This window comes from Vibrio sp. S12_S33 (assembly GCF_963889785.1).
GTDB lineage: Bacteria > Pseudomonadota > Gammaproteobacteria > Enterobacterales > Vibrionaceae > Vibrio > Vibrio aestuarianus.
Window position 1 is genome coordinate 1 of record NZ_CAWPQZ010000017.1, and the last position, 15,736, is coordinate 15,736.

Annotated in this window: 10 protein-coding genes and 1 pseudogene; all 11 read right to left on the reverse strand. The window is 44.3% G+C overall.

Translation table 11 applies throughout. The annotated features are described in order from the left end of the window. Nucleotides 1-293, reverse strand: a pseudogene (locus AACW06_RS09815) (type VI secretion system tip protein VgrG); the annotation flags it as partial. Between the two features lie 177 nt (nucleotides 294-470). Continuing rightward, the gene (locus AACW06_RS09820) at nucleotides 471-1,757 is read right to left on the reverse strand and encodes a type VI secretion system ImpA family N-terminal domain-containing protein (protein ID WP_192074917.1); all 1,287 of its coding nucleotides are present in this window, start codon (nucleotides 1,755-1,757) and stop codon (nucleotides 471-473) included. Between the two features lie 55 nt (nucleotides 1,758-1,812). Next, nucleotides 1,813-5,313 carry a type VI secretion system membrane subunit TssM gene (gene tssM / locus AACW06_RS09825; RefSeq protein ID WP_192074962.1) on the reverse strand — a complete coding sequence of 1,167 codons (3,501 nt, stop codon included), beginning with the start codon at nucleotides 5,311-5,313 and terminating at the stop codon, nucleotides 1,813-1,815. Between the two features lie 62 nt (nucleotides 5,314-5,375). Further along, nucleotides 5,376-6,773, reverse strand: coding sequence for a type VI secretion system protein TssA (gene tssA, locus AACW06_RS09830; protein WP_192074918.1), 1,398 nt, complete (start codon nucleotides 6,771-6,773; stop codon nucleotides 5,376-5,378). Between the two features lie 9 nt (nucleotides 6,774-6,782). Next, complete coding sequence (gene vasI / locus AACW06_RS09835; protein WP_192074919.1) at nucleotides 6,783-7,439, reverse strand: type VI secretion system-associated protein VasI; 657 nt, start codon at nucleotides 7,437-7,439, stop codon at nucleotides 6,783-6,785. Beyond that, complete coding sequence (locus AACW06_RS09840) at nucleotides 7,436-9,016, reverse strand: sigma-54 interaction domain-containing protein (RefSeq protein ID WP_192074920.1); 1,581 nt, start codon at nucleotides 9,014-9,016, stop codon at nucleotides 7,436-7,438. The genes vasI and AACW06_RS09840 overlap by 4 nt, the downstream gene beginning before the upstream one ends. Nucleotides 9,017-9,018: 2 nt before the next feature. Next, a complete protein-coding gene (gene tssH / locus AACW06_RS09845) occupies nucleotides 9,019-11,637 on the reverse strand; it encodes a type VI secretion system ATPase TssH (protein WP_192074921.1) in 2,619 nt (872 codons plus the stop codon). 23 nt (nucleotides 11,638-11,660) lie between these two features. Then, on the reverse strand, nucleotides 11,661-12,434 hold the full coding sequence (icmH, locus tag AACW06_RS09850) for a type IVB secretion system protein IcmH/DotU (RefSeq protein WP_192074963.1): 774 nt from the start codon (nucleotides 12,432-12,434) through the stop codon (nucleotides 11,661-11,663). A 2-nt stretch (nucleotides 12,435-12,436) separates the two neighbouring features. Next, the gene (gene tssK, locus AACW06_RS09855) at nucleotides 12,437-13,771 is read right to left on the reverse strand and encodes a type VI secretion system baseplate subunit TssK (protein ID WP_192074922.1); all 1,335 of its coding nucleotides are present in this window, start codon (nucleotides 13,769-13,771) and stop codon (nucleotides 12,437-12,439) included. 4 nt (nucleotides 13,772-13,775) lie between these two features. Further along, a complete protein-coding gene (gene tssJ, locus AACW06_RS09860; RefSeq protein ID WP_192074923.1) occupies nucleotides 13,776-14,255 on the reverse strand; it encodes a type VI secretion system lipoprotein TssJ in 480 nt (159 codons plus the stop codon). Nucleotides 14,256-14,257: 2 nt separating this feature from the next. Further along, nucleotides 14,258-15,736 (reverse strand): type VI secretion system-associated FHA domain protein TagH, encoded by a 1,479-nt coding sequence (gene tagH / locus AACW06_RS09865; protein ID WP_192074924.1) that lies wholly within the window; start codon nucleotides 15,734-15,736, stop codon nucleotides 14,258-14,260.

Here is a 15,736-nt window from a genome sequence, read left to right on the forward strand (position 1 = left end):
AACGTATGGTGATGACCAATATCGCCCTTGCTAAATTGACGAATAATGCCATGCACGCGCTGTACTACAATGCCATCACGCAGCATCTCTAACTGCGCCGGTTTGTCCACCAGCTGCACAGCTTTGATGGTTGATTGACGACTCGCCAGTTTTATCTCGTAGCGAAAACCGTAACAGGTTTGACCGTTATCTAAGGGCTTATCCGACAGCGATTCGACCCCTTGATATTCACGCACCACTAAGGTGTCGTCTGTCAACCCATCCACTTTGAGCCTAAAACTTAACGTCGCCATTTATCTTCCTTTCCACTCATTTTTATTACAAATAGAATGGCTACAGCAAATACAGTGCCATCTATTTCATCTTATTATTCATGTGGTTATATTTGTGGTGAGTTTTTAAAGCAACATACTGCCTACGTTAAGCAAAAAACTGCTTCAAACTCACCATTTTTTGCTTAACCCCACACGCTATTGAGCCACTTCACTCTCACTTACCAAACGTTCAAATTGCAGATCCAACTCGGCTATTTTCCAACTCAAGTTATTGAGTCTCTCTTTCAAAATAGTGAATTCCTGATTCGCTTGAGTGATATCACCTTTTGCCACTAACTCTTCAACGTAAGCAGCACGACCGTAAATCGGCGACAAACTTATCGCAAAATCCTCTAGTGATTTAGTTTGCCGTTGCAATTCAGACAACCTTCCTTTTTGCGCAAGCAGTGCAATGTTAGCCATTTTTGTTCGAGTTTCACTGAAACGTTCAATAATGCTCTCTGTCTGCTGTATAGCCTGTTGTTTCGAACTTAATAAGGTTTTCTCAACCTCTAGCACCGCGGTAGATTGTGGGTACAGTAATCGCAAAGCATTCAGTACTTGCTGAGCTTCAACTCGCGCGGATTCAAAAGAGATCACAATATTCTGCTCGATCGCACTTCGATACAGCGGGACAATATCTTTCGATAACTCACTGATTTTTTCAGCAGAATGCTGCTGTTGAAAAGCCCTCACCTGATCTGTGCTACCCAGTGCTGGGCGCGCTTGTGATGTCGCATAAGGCATCGAATGGAAAAACGGTAAATACATAACTGAAACATAGACGACCGCCACAACCAAGATGCCGGCAACAAAAGTCATCACATGCGTAATACGAGCACGCTTTTGGTTACGTTCTGCTTGCACTTTATCGACTTGGTTATGGCGTTTGAGTAATGAGTGATATTGAGTCTCTAAGCGATCGATATGCTCAAAAATCGTAAAACCTACCCCTTCAAAGTCAACTAAACAATCCGGTTGCTGAGACTCTAAAATGGTATTCAATCGTTCGCAAAACCGCTCACAACGATAAAGATCTCTTAACGATTCATAGTTAGGACGAAGATCTTTCAACTCCCTCACAACTCGAGCGTTAACCCAATCTAAAACCTCTTTACGCATTTTGGCTGCTTTCACATCAGGTTGATGCAAATTACTTAAACAAGCGCATAACAGCTCTAACCCATTGGCATAACCAACTAACCCCTGCATTTTTAAACAAGCAACGGTGTAGTAACCACATAACAAAAGGTCAATACCTGGGCCTTTTGCCAATGTTTCACAAGCCTCTTTAACCACAGCCCAATCAGAACCACCCGATAACGGATTATGACGACGATTGATCTCATCTTTGACCCTTTGATAGGCATCAAGGTTACGAATCGCAGCTGAATCTTCTATTAGGTGAAAACGAGCATGGTCGATAAATATCGTATTGGACATAGCTACTGCGTCCTAAATTATGTGAGGAGCGATGACCAATCACTCCTCATTATTGTTAGTAAAGGGTTTTAGATAATTTGAAAGACTTAAATAACCGTTCAGTAAAGGGGTTAACGTCTGCTTCTGAGTTGAGTCGGTAGATCATCTCACCACCATCAACTGCAAATTTAAAGTCCACCGATGTCTCACTTGCGCCCACAACATCACCGTGTTCCAGTAAGCGGAAAAATGCCCATGGTCCTTGAATATTAATGCTTCGCGGCGACATGTTATTTTTGGTGGGTACCAGCGTCACTTTAGATATCGCGGAATCACGCAACGTATTTGGCCAAATAAGTTCAACGCTATCTCGAGGTCCATGGCTATAGGCAAGGTATTGACCATCTACATTCAAAACACTGCGACGCTTGTTCCCACTTAGGCGTAATGGCTCAACAGAGAAACTTACATCCAAAATACCTTTGCGATTAAAGAATGCTTGCTGGATTTTTTTCGCTTGTTTGAGCTGATCAAGTACATCTTTACGAATAATCGACTGCGCTTTATCGTCGTCGTTCACCGTAATATTCTCTTCCACAAACATTTTTAGTTGGTTGTTATAGAAGTTATCCAACGTACCATTCGGGGCAAAGAAGGCTTCAAAATCCGACAATGAACTGTCTTTATTTGATGAAACATTGAACGGATAACGGCCAGCTAGCTTCTCTTTGAATGTCTTATAAACGTCATCATGCCAACGCACTTCGAGGTGTTTAATCGCCTCTTGTTTGACGACATACCAACTTTCATCGGCCAATTTAGCAACCATGGTATCTAGCGGTTTAGGCAGCCCTGAGGCAATACGCTTTAGTGTATAAATTGGGTCGGCATTGACTAACTTCACGCGTGCTTTTGTTGCATCAAGAGCCGCCATACCAACATCAGGAGCGTCTTGAATAGACTTGAGGTAGTTTTGCAAATCCTCCACTGCAACCAAAACCTCATTGATGTAAGCAGGCTTATCACCCACTGGCGTTAGCATCGCGTTAAGCTCAGCAAAAGGAGCATCAATCAAAGAAGCCACTTTATATTTTGGGTTCTTTAACAACTCTTTTTGCGCTGCTTCGTCTTTTGGCACACCCGCATACATTTGAGTATTACTTTCAAGTGTGCGTAACAGACGCTGCATTGGCTCAATATTACCGGTAAAGTTTTCTAATACCGACACCGCATCATTAATATCACTGAAATACTTTACGCTAATTTCATTTAGTGCAGCACGCCAAGTATTGGTGTAATCCGCTACGTACAAATTGCGAATTTTGTCACGCAAAGACTGCTTATCTGCTTCACTAAATTGTGCAGACTTCGACTGACCTAATACCCAACTATCGATAAGCGCGAGTTCTGATACTGACTCCGACTGTGGCATGAAGTAGTCTTCAAAGCCTTTATGCGTCAGCATCTGTGGAATATACAATGCACTACTGTTAACAACCCTTTCCTCAAACACCACATCAAATACCGGGCCGACAAGGTTACGTAAATTGATGGAGGGACCAAGCACCGTTTGCGCATTCAACTTTAAGTTACGGTATACACGTTGATCATTGGGCATCGAGCCTAATTGCATTTGAACGTTGGCCACCACTTGATCATAGGGTTTCATCACTTGCTCAGCATTGAGATCACCATTTGCTCGATCACTGGCTAAGTCGGTATGCAGCATGGCGTAATCTAAGTGGCCGAGTAACTCTTCTTGAATCAAACGCTGACCGGCGAACTCACGCTGCCAGTACTTGGAAAAATAATCGAGAACGTAATCTTTATAACGTCCACTTTTGTCGACCATCATTCGATAAACACGCAATACAGCCAGTTTTTCCTCATCCGTTTTCGCTTGGTTAAGCTGTACCACCACATCCGCCATCAGCAGAGGTAAGAAGCGACTTTCCAACAAGTTCAGATATGTGGCTTCCACCATGGGACCAATCGTGTGCCCTTGATACAACCCAAAGTCAGAAATGTATTGTGGTTTTTCACGGAAGAAGCCAAATTCAAGTGTCGCTTCACGTATCTTATTTAGTGGTTCCAATACATCTTGTTGAGAAGCAAGATAGATATTGGATGGAAACTCATGTTTGTACTCATTAACTTTAGTTAACACCGCGTCTGAATGCTTTACGTTGGCTAAGTAGTAACGGTGCCAAGTCCCCACCAGCAAAACGGTGGCAATAGAGCAGGCCACAACAGACAGCCCGATTAAGCGTCGCTTTTGTTTTGCTACACGGAAATTATCAGATGCCAAACCGGCTTCTGGGTAAATGACGTTATTGAATAACTTCTGCGTGAAATAAACGGTTGAATTTTTGGCTTGTTGCGCTTTGTTAATTGCATGGTCTAGGCCATAGCGGCGCGAAGCTGCATCGTCAAAAGCGTTAGTTGGAACACCTTGTTGATAAACTGAGGTAAAGTAAGCTCCACGCACTAAAGCTGATGTAGAAAATTGATCACTTGCCAATGCGTCATTAAAAAATTGCAGCAAAATCTCTTTCAAGCCCGAAATTTGACGAGTAAAGCTATAGATTGCATTACGCTCTTCCAGATCCATAGGTACCGAAACAGCGTGAGGCAACACGGCGTTAATGTGCTCCACAAATTGGCTATAATCTACCGAAAATTCATTCAGCCAATTGTCTAAATCAGCAATTGAATCAAGAGAGAAGGTAAAGCCAAGCACTTCTTCACGCTGACTACGAGTGTAGTGTTTGAAAAATGGTTCAAAGCCATTGAGCAAATCAAGTTTGGTCAGCGCAATATAGACAGGTAGACGAGTAGACAGTGTTTCCATCAATTCGCGCAAGCGAGCTCGCAGCAAGTTAGCGTAAGCTTTGCGTTCAGTTGCCGTTGCGGTGGCTAGGTGAGACACATCCAGTGCCAATACAATACCGTTTAGTGGTCGACGGCTGCGCGTTTTTTCTAACCAGTTAATAAAATGCAACCACAAACGACGCTCCATCGCGCCATCATTATCGCTGCTGCGGTTACCCTGGGTGAGTAGTTCCCCATCCGGGTCAATCAATACCGACTCATCACCGATCCACCAATCAAACGAATAAGGGTTTTCACTTTTTTGTCCTGAAGCTCGCATTACTGAAGAGAAGACAAAGTTTTGTCCCGAACGGTTGATCAAACTAGTTTTACCGGCGTTTTCTAAACCAAGCACCAAGTACCATGGCAGTGCATACAGGTAGTCGCGCTTGTTGAGGTTCTCTTTCATGCTGACCATCACTTGGTTCAGCTCAACCTCTTGACGCTCTTCATAAGCTTGTATCGGGTCTTGGCGTAACTGTTCTTCTCGTTTTTGCTCCGCTTTAAAACCTTGTAGCTTACGCCACTGCCAAATACCCCAAACTGCCAAACTGCCCAATGTAAACAAACTGCTCGCAACCGCGCGCTCAGTAATTGAATCTAATGGTTTGTTATTTGTTATCTCTAACCAAGGGCCAGCCCACCAGATAGCTACATTCAATAAAATAAATGTGCTAAATAGCAAAATAGGCATCGCTGCCGCCATGCCAGGCTTTAATTTTTTCGCTATCCCAACAATAAATTTCCACATGGGTTCGTGTCCTTCGTTTACTCTGACGTTGTGTATTGTTCTAATTGATCAACTAATGAGGGTTCCCAATCAGTCACGCTCATGGTCGTCGCTTGAGCATGCAATGTTTGGTACTGTTCTTTCGCCATCGCATCTAAATTATTGGCATTCAATAAATCGGCTGACAGTAACCGCCAATAAAACTTGTCTCGCGGTTCACTGGCACCAACCAAACCATCGTTTAACATCGAAAGGGCGACCGCAATGCCCCCTTCTTTTGCCAAGGTGAACGCTTCTTTACGCTTTTCTTGCCAATCACCTGTTACTTGACCTTGTGAAGATCTATTGTGGCTACTCACCAGCCACTCTTTCACCGCATCGCTGATAAACGGCTCTCCACCTTTAAATTTGAGATCAATTAATGAAGGCAAACGCTCAAGAAATTGCTGGCTTTCACTAAGAATCGCTTCACACCACAGCGTTTTACCTAAGCTTTGCGCGATGTTGTAGCTCATCATCTGACCTTCAAACCAATAAGGTGCCATGGTTAAGCTTTGCTCAACCTTGCGCCATAACGCTAAGTCAGGGCTGCGCATTTGCTCTTGATACTCTTTCACTCTTTCTTGTGACATGGCCCGCAGCAGTGTTTCACCACTTACATCATGTTCAGGAGGAGAAGTAATACTCGACCAAACTGCATAACGTCTAACTCGAATCGCAAGGGTTAAGCCAAACTCTTGCTCTGAGAGAAACTCCGAGACCTTAAGCAACGTCTGCTTAGCGGCCTTATCACTTGAACTATCCACCGAAATTGAACTTGCCGGGCTCGTCTTAGGCTCAACGAGCGGTGTTTGTTCGACGCTTTTGTTGACTTGTTCACGCTCTGAGGCGCGTCTAAGTTCACTATTGATCTTAGTGACTAACGTTTTGACGCTATCAGACATTAAGCCAACGCTAGTGACTGATTTTTGCCAAGCATCAATAGCTGCATTAAGGTCATCACGGTCTTGCAAGTCGAACTGGGCAAAATCTATTTTGTCGATAACCAGAGCCAATCGTTGCACGATTTGGCTGAAGAATTTACGACGCGGTAAACCGCCTCTTTTCCCCGGGGCTGGGAAACAGTCCTCCCAGTACAGAGACATGAAGTCACCGAGTACCAATAACGAAGTGGTAAAACGTTGTGGCGTGACTTGGTTATGCAAACACTGCAAGAGATAGATTAAAAGTTTTAAATCCTTACTTTTCTCACTGAGTAACTTAAGCGAACTGTGCTCGACTTCATCCCATTGCACACTGCTATGAGCCAGCGAGCCCACCTTCATCATTTGGTCTTCAACAAAATCAAAAAGCGGGTCGTCAATTAATCGCTCGCCAACGGGGTTGTCGCGCTCTATCGGCTGAGTAATACAGCGTCGATAATCAATCAATTCCATATTGACTCCTTACCAGCCACAGCGCTGTTTTAGCGCTGTCAATGATTGAGAAAGTTGGCTGGTATCAAATTGCAACCCGTCCACCAATGCTGAATTGGAACGCAACACCAAACGATTTTCGCGCGCCATGGCTTTCATCATGTCAATAGCAGGCATACCCCGCCCCGATGAAAACAACAAGCCCAAATCATCACTACGCCAGGATTGAGCTGGTGTGTGAGCCACCGCCACTTTAATGCGTGGATCAACCACAGCATCAGGAAACGCAAGTTCCACTCGGCTCAAATTATCAATGCAACTCATCATCAGTATGGGTTTCGCATTTTCCGAAAAACCCGTATTGCCGTTTAGTGCAGCTAAGGTTACCCAAGCATTCCCATTCGTTTCATCGCCCTCAATAGTTAAGTGGCTATTCGCCCCTTCTTGATACTGACTGAGGCTATCAAAAGCACGATGCCAAGATAGTGGGGCAGAGTGCTCGGGGGTACTGGAAACCAACATGCTAGACGGGGGTTTAAAAACGTGGTCAAAGCAGCTTAACCTATCTAAACGAGAGGTGATGGTTGTACATTGCTGAGCTTGATCTAATACTTCTGTCGAAGCGTTAACCATTGAAGAGCATAAACCTAAAGCGATGGTGGATAAGGTCAACATCATTGTTTTCATGGTGTTTTTATCTCCAGTTTCTGGCATTTGTAAGCTAATGTCCGCTTGGGAATGCCTAAACTTTCGGCCGCTTTTGCTCGGTCACCAGAAAAGTGTTGCAAGCGTTCACGAATAATCCGTGACTCAAATTCACTGATGGCTTGTTTTAAGTCGTCAATTACTGCGAAATTGGTCGTTTCTTGCGACGTGACTTCCGCTTGAATGTACTGTTCAACTGCTGAGGCTGACTGCATTTGCATACTTACTAAACGATGCACAAAACAGTGTTCTTCGACTTGAGTTCCGTCTTGTGTTTGAGCACAACCAAATTCTATTAGGTGTTTAAGTTCGCGCACATTGCCAGGAAAATCATAACGTTTCAGACAATCGATCGCTTTATAATGCAAACCACGAATGTTTGTTGCATGTTGCTGATTAAAACAGTGTACAAAGTGCTGGCTCAACTGCTCAATATCTTCCAATCGCGAGGCTAAACGCGGCAACGTTATCGGATACTGGAATAATCGGTAATAGAGATCCTGACGAAATGCTTTGGTGCGAACCTGTTCGAACAAGTTGACGTGTGTTGCCGAAACCAAGCGAAAATCTGACGATAACTCTTTCTTACCACCGATTGGTCGAAAGGTTCGAGATTCAAGAACACGCAATAATTTGGCTTGTAAACTCAGTGGCATATCACCAATTTCATCGAGAAACAGCGTGCCACCATCAGCTTGTGCGATTAGCCCTTGCTTGTCAGTATCAGCACCAGAAAACGCACCTTTGCTATAACCAAACAGCTCACTTTCCAACAAACTCTCTGGAATGGCCGCACAGTTAATCGCGACAAAAGGTGCTTGTTTTCTGGATGAAAGTTGATGAACCGCTTGCGCTGCAAGTTCTTTGCCCGTGCCCGTTTCGCCTTGAACCATAACGGACAGATGCGAAGAGGCGGCGCTGACTATTTGCTCACGCAACTTTTGCATTTCTAAGCTGTTGCCAATCAATTGATTGGACAAATTAGCCATTAATGCACGACGAGCACTATCGCGCTGCGCATCAACCAACGATTGAGACAAATCTTGGCGACTCTGCTCTTCACGGATCATGTCGTTAAGCAGTGACCATTGATGTGTAAACACATTCACATATTTAGTGAATTCAGGTTGTTTAAACACCATTTCTAAACTGCAACTTTCACCAATCAATAACAGTATAGATTGTACTTGTTTGTCACCAATCGGCAGGGGGTGTATCAATACGCTATCAAACATACCAACCTGATTGGTCAACTGGCTGAAAGCACGATTCGATTGCCAAAAAACCAACTCATCTGAGGTCAATTGCATCGGTTTGGCCGATTGCAAAACATGAGCAAGCGGACAGTCAAAATCCGTCACAGACCACTGCAAATTCTGCTGATCGGTTTGCGGTTCTTGAGTGTGTGTTACTAATGAACGTCCATCAGAGCTTGGCACTAATAATAGACAGGTATCTAACTTAAGCTCTCGGCACATCGTCTCCACAAACATAGCCGCTAATTGGCTAGGTTTTCTGGCGACCACAAGCTCGGTCGCATAAGCTAACCAGTGGCCCATGATCACTCAACCTCTCCAATAAACTCACTATTTTCAGCCGCTAGATAAATACGATTTACAGGCTGCTTTTCTGCAAGTTTGTTTAATAACGCGAGAGAAATTGGCGGCAACAATTGACCTTCAATGATAGCTTCTAGCATACGAGCTCCATTTTCAGAGCGCGTGGCGCGGTTTAAAATCTCTTCGATTAGGCTGTCTTCTATCACCACTTCAGCGCAGTAGCGCTGCTTAAATAGTTGTTCGAGACGAGTGAGTTTTCCACGTACAATCTGCTCTAACACTTCTTTATTCAGTGGTAGATATGGAATGATCTCCATACGAGCTAATAAAGCTGGTTTGAAGAAAGCCGCCAGTTCAGGGTAAAGCTGCTCATCTAATAATTGTGGTTGTTGTGCATAGTCAACAATCGTCTGATAGCCTAGGTTAGAAGTCAGGAAGAAAACGATATTTTGACAATCGATCACACGGCCTTCGCCATCAGCAAGCTCACCTTTATCAAACGCCTGATAGAAAATATTCAACACTTCTGGGTGCGCTTTTTCTACTTCATCAAGCAGAACCACTGAGTAAGGCATTTTTCGAATAGCTTCAGTTAAAATACCGCCTTCACCGTAACCCACATAGCCCGGAGGTGAGCCAATTAAACGAGAAACAGTATGCTTTTCTTGATACTCGGACATGTTGATGGTGGTTAGGAATTGTTTACCGCCATAGAGTTGTTGCGCTAGTTGTACAACGGTTTCGGTCTTACCTACACCACTTGGTCCTACAAGCAAAAATGCACCTTTCGGACGCCCTGGACGACGTAAATCAGCTCGCGCGGTCAATAAATGACGGTGTACACGCTCTATCGCTGTATCTTGACCTTTGATGGCTTCGCCTAAAATAGAGGTTAAGTTGGTAATTTTATGCAGTTCATCACTGTTCATTTGATCAACAGGAACACCCGTCCAATCAGCAATCACTTCAGCGATTTGTTGCGAGTCAACCTGTGGGTGCATTAAACGTTCAGCATGTGGAATATTCTCTAGTGTTTGGTATTGCTCTTGAAGTTGAGCAAGCAGTTCATCGCGGTTTTGTTGCTTATCCTCTTCGTCAACATGCACTTCATCTAATAGCTGATCGCGCAGATTGATGATCGTTTCAATGATGGTTTTTTGTGCTTTCCAACTTTGAGTCAATGCTTCTTTTTCCGCTTCGTCAGCGATTTCTTGGTTGCATAATTCATCTAAGCGCTGAGTATCAACCACTTGACCTAAATAATGTGCGCGCTGCAACATGTCGATTTCAAGCTGGCGTTGATGACAGGCTGTCTCTAACTGTGCTAAGCGTTTAGGTGGTGTGGTGATATTAATCGCGATACGTGCACAGGCGGTATCAAGGACATCAATCGCTTTATCTGGCAGTTGACGGCCAGAGATATAACGCGCTGAAAGCTCTGCGGCGGCTTTTAATGCATCGTCAGTAATGAGTACGTTATGCGCTTTTTCATAAACACGATTCAAACCACGTAGAATATCCACGGCTTGCTCAATGCTTGGCTCTTCCAACTTGACCAGTTGGAAGCGACGAGTTAACGCAGGGTCTTTCTCAAAGTATTTTTTGTATTCTTTCCATGTGGTCGCCGCGACGGTGCTTAGCTCACCACGAGCCAAAGCAGGTTTGAGTAGGTTTGCCGCATCACTTCCACCTTCTTGGTTACCAGAGCCAATCAGGGTATGCGCTTCATCTATGAATAAGATGATCGGTTTCGGTGAAGTTTTGATGGCATCAATAACGCCTTTAAGGCGTTTTTCAAATTCACCTTTCACCGAAGCACCCGCTTGTAACAAGCCTAGATCAAGCGAGTGCAACTCAACATTTTCTAGCTGAGTAGGCACATTGCCAGCAACGATTCGCAAAGCGAGCCCTTCAATCATCGCACTTTTACCGACACCAGCATCGCCGACGACAATCGGGTTATTTTTACGACGACGACATAAGATGTCGATCATCAAATTCAACTCGTTTTCACGGCACAATACCGGGTCAAGCTCACCGTTACGGGCTTGAGCTGTCACGTTAGTGCAATATTTATGCAGTGGAGAGGAAGCTGCATCTAATGCCGCAGTCGGTTGTGCACTGCTGGTTTTTTGTTTTTCAACCACCGTCTCAGAAGAGTCTTGTAATAAAGAATCAAAACCTTTTTTGAGGCTCTCTTTATTGATGTGCTCAAATAGGCGGATCAAGTTTAATGGCAGATAACGGTCAGCACGGGTCAGCGCTGCTAGCAATACGGCACCAGAGCGCAAATGGGGCTGATTCAATTCAGTGGTGGAAAGTAACCATGCTTCTTGCAGCAACTCGACTAATAAAGGCGAAAATGCAGGATAAGTATCCAACACTTGCTCGCGGGCGTAGCTTGCGCTGATCGCCTGTTTAATTGCATCTACTTCTACGTTGGCTTGCTTAGTAATAATGCGAACATCAGAAAGTGGGTTTTCAAGCAATACATCTAAGAAGTGTTCGTAAGTTACTTCAGGGTGTTGACGTTCAATACATAATGACGCGGCTTGCTCTAGGGCTAGCTTACTCTGCTCATTGAGTTTTGAAATTAATGTGGGTAATTCAATACGGATCACTACAATCACCTAGCCTTTTATAATTAGAGTATTTGGTTTAACTGGTTTAATACGTCGCTCGATTGGCTGTGTAATAAATAGGAATACCCTAAAAATACACTGACCCATATGACGACAAAGCCGAGTAAGACAGACCAAACAGGCAACTGTCGGCTTAATTTATATTTTGATTTCACGACATGCTCAGTAGCGCACGTCAGCTCTTGGGGTTCACTTTCGTCTAAGGCACTCACGGCACCATGCAAACGAGCGATCACCTTTTCACGCTCGTGGTGGCCATTTTCCATCACTCGATATTTGCCTTCAAAACCGAGCACCAAACACTGATAGATAAACTCCAGTAACGGACGATAACGTTTAGGCTCACCTTCTAGTCGGCTTAAAATAGTGAAGACTTTCTCGCCGCCCCAGGTTTCATTATGGAAGCGCGACAACATTGAGTGTTCAGCCCAAACACTAGAAGAGCCCCAGCCAGTTCCCATAACCGCTTCGTCCAAAAACGCACACAAAATGTAGCGATAGGCCATTAAAATCGCATGTTCAAAACCTTGCTCCGTGAGCTCTATTTCAATCGCTTTGATCTCTTCCACGGTCTGTTTGTAAATTTGTTCAATGTTGTCGCACTCAGATAAGCTTCTGACACGCAAAGACAAACCAAACAGTGGTGTTGCTGCATCAATCAAGGTATTGGGGTTATCACCACGTAGTTGAAACCAATAATCTTGGTCATGGTTCATTTGTTCAACGCTGTCAAAAAGCAAGTTGCTGTACTGCGTATTTTTCTTGTCGTTATCCATCATCAGCTCCTAATCGCCCAGAATTGCAGGTCAAGATCTTCAAATGCACCAGCCACATGGAAAGCAAAACCGCTTGAGTGACCAAGCATTGACCAAGCTGCGCTAGTTTTATCTAATTGGTAATAGGTGTAACCCGCGTGATATGGCAGTTGTCTCGGTGCTACAGGTAATGGTGTAATTGGAATACCTGGCAATTGCAGGGAAATCAATTCACGAATTTTCTCAACTGACGACACTTTCGTTTGCTGAGTGAATAAACGACGCAGTTCATCCAATGGCATGCGAGCTTTGACAGCAATAATGAATTCTGCACTCTCTACTAATTGAGGATCATGAATAGGCGCAACCATCAGGCCGTACTTACGCTTGTCTAACTGGATAGAGACCGCTCTCGGTTCTAGTACAATGCTGAGACTTTGTCTTAAGTTGCGAATTAACGGCCAAAAAGAGTTGCTTGGCATTTCATGGTTGTAACTTGGAATGGTCGGTGGCAAACGACTTTCATCAGTGAACGTTGCTAACTCTCCACAGACACACGACAAGCATTCAAATAATCGCTCTGGGTGCAGGCTACGAAGTTCAGCCAAGTGTTGCATTTGTGGCTGTAGACGATTGAGTGCTTGCAACAGCATAAAGTCCGAAACATCAGCAACACCACCTTGTGAAGGAGAGCTAATACGCTGCGCAATATTTTTTGCTCGCTCACGCATCAAGCCAGAAATTTCATTAATAAATCGATGCAGCGCTGCATTACTGGCGACATTCAAATGGCAAGGGATAAAGTCCGGGTCAAGTACCACGCTGCCATCTGGACGCTTTTCTAAAATACGCGCGATCGCGATTGAAGCGTAAGAGCTACGGTCTTCCCTTTCTAACATTAACTGCATGCGTACCGGTGATACATCCAGTGTGGTGGTATCACCACGCACGGTATGGACATCACGCACTTCTAAGCGATTACTTTTATATCGCCCAGTTCCTCTTTCTTCTGGCCAGTTGATCTCCATAAGAGATTCACTACGTAGCGGGATCGCTAAATAAATTAACTGATTAGCAAGTGAGGCATCTTCAATCTCTAGTGCATCGGGTAACACATCTTCTTGAGGAATACGAAAAACGGTGCCATCTGGCATGATGCCCACAGCTCTTTCGATAGCAATGCGACCAAAAGCCAAATATTCAGGGTTTAATGACAGTTCCGATACACCATATAAATAACGACTGACCGACGATACTCGCTCATCGATATGATATTCAAAATAGCGTTGTTGTTGCTGGAAATGTTGGGGTTTAATGAATAGACCTTCATTCCAAATGACACGGTTACGTGCATACATCTTGTTATTCCACCCTTTCCAATTTTACGTTGTAGTCTTTGAAATACATCAAAAGGTGGTATTCCCGACCGGTATTAATCACCTTCACCGCTTTTTTCCATTCACTCAGTTCAGGTTCAGCAAAATGTGCCATGACACCAATGTAGTTTGTGCCTTCTTTAACCTCGAATGCGTTGACGAATTTGAACTGACCCGGCGTTAAGACATAGTCATAGTTGCCGATAAAATTACTTCGTAACGCTTTTTTGTAGTCAGCTTTTACTTGATCGTAATCAGCCGACATAAACATCGAATCGTCTTCAAGTTCAAACACCTGAACTTCTATTGGCGATGCCTCTCCCCAAATATTGGGGTTCGTACCTTCATCGCTGACAAGACTGAAAGTCACTTTGGTGGGCGCTTTGGCTGGCTCATACTTTTCTGATGAGCTGCACGCGGTTAAAAGCGTAAGCAACGTCACCAGGATAAAAGAATGCTTGTTCACCGTTATAGCTCCAGTTGTTTTTCACGAATTTTCTTGTCGTATGACTGCTCGAAAATTTCCCAAAACAACTTCTCGAAACCTTTCTGGCGATTAGAAGTTAGCTCTTGATAGTAATTGCAATACATCTGCCACGCCCATGACTCAGATGACTGATTTTGCTGATCGCTGTTGCGTTTATAATGGTGGAAACGGCGCAGCAATACCTGTGGAGAAAAAGCGTTTAAGATCTGATTCAGTGCTTCCGTAGTGGCATGCTGCATGGCCTCATTATGGTCGCGAACATTTTTAAGGCTTTCAGAAATGGCAGCCGGAGCCGACAAATGCACTAAGCTTTTATCAGCATCATATAAGGTTCGGATGGTTTCTTCGTACGACAGTCCGAGCCTTAATGGGTTATCTTCTATCGGTTGTAGGTTACGATTCATCATTCCAAAACGTCCTTCACGAACTTGCTGATGCAGCTCTAACAACCCCTGCACACACGCTTGCAACGACAGGCCTAGTTCTTCAGACAGCATATGCATTTTTGCCATGTCATGGTTATCGCCAACCTCAACACCGAGCCCATTGAGCATTGGACCGGTAAGCAGGTGTGAAGCATTCTCTAAAGTACTGCGCTGTACGTCAGTATGTGGTTGGTAACTTTTCGCTACTTCTTCTTCTAAAAGATCTAATACCTTGTCATCCATCGCTAAGCCCTCTGGTACGTTGTTATTGTTATCATTAAAATCGTGTTGTGTTGTGTGAACAGCCTGAACCGTTGACGTACGATCAACCCCCGCCGTTAATTCAGGTTGGGTTGGACGTTTACCAAGCCCTAGAATTTTCTTTAAACGAATCGATGACGTCATTTCATACTCACTGTCTGCTTGCGGTGTGAATTGCAACGGCGTTGGTCCGCTATCATTTCCCGTTAATAACGATGAACCTTGCTGAGGTTCAATTTTCTCGGCTTCTTCTAACAGCGACTCTTCTTGTTTTATGTCGTTGAACAACTCGTCCAAAGCCGTGATCGGGTCTGCTGAGTTTTCCTCAGGATTACTCTCTTCAGTGTCCAATTCATCCGACGATGCGTCTTTGAGCAAATCGATGCTCTGTTGCTCAAAAAGTTGATCGAGTGAGCCATGAGCCAAAGGGTCATCTTCTCCCACATTGCCAACCACCACTCGAATTTGGTAGGGACCCAACGTCACTTCATCTTTATGGCTAAGTTTGGCTAATTCACCTTGACCTAAAGGCATGTGCGAACCGTTGACATACGTGTGACCACACAAGTCTTGGATGCAGAATGCACCATCAACAATACGAATTTCACAATGATGATTGTGGATGTGTCCGGCTGAATCTCGGAGGCGCCAATGGGCATCATTAGCAGTACCTATTACGCCACCTTGTTGGTTAAAAATGCACTGCGCTGCTAAACCCGATTCAAGGTGTTGAACGTTAGTTACGATCAGTGAAAGAGTGCGTTTTTGCTGCAT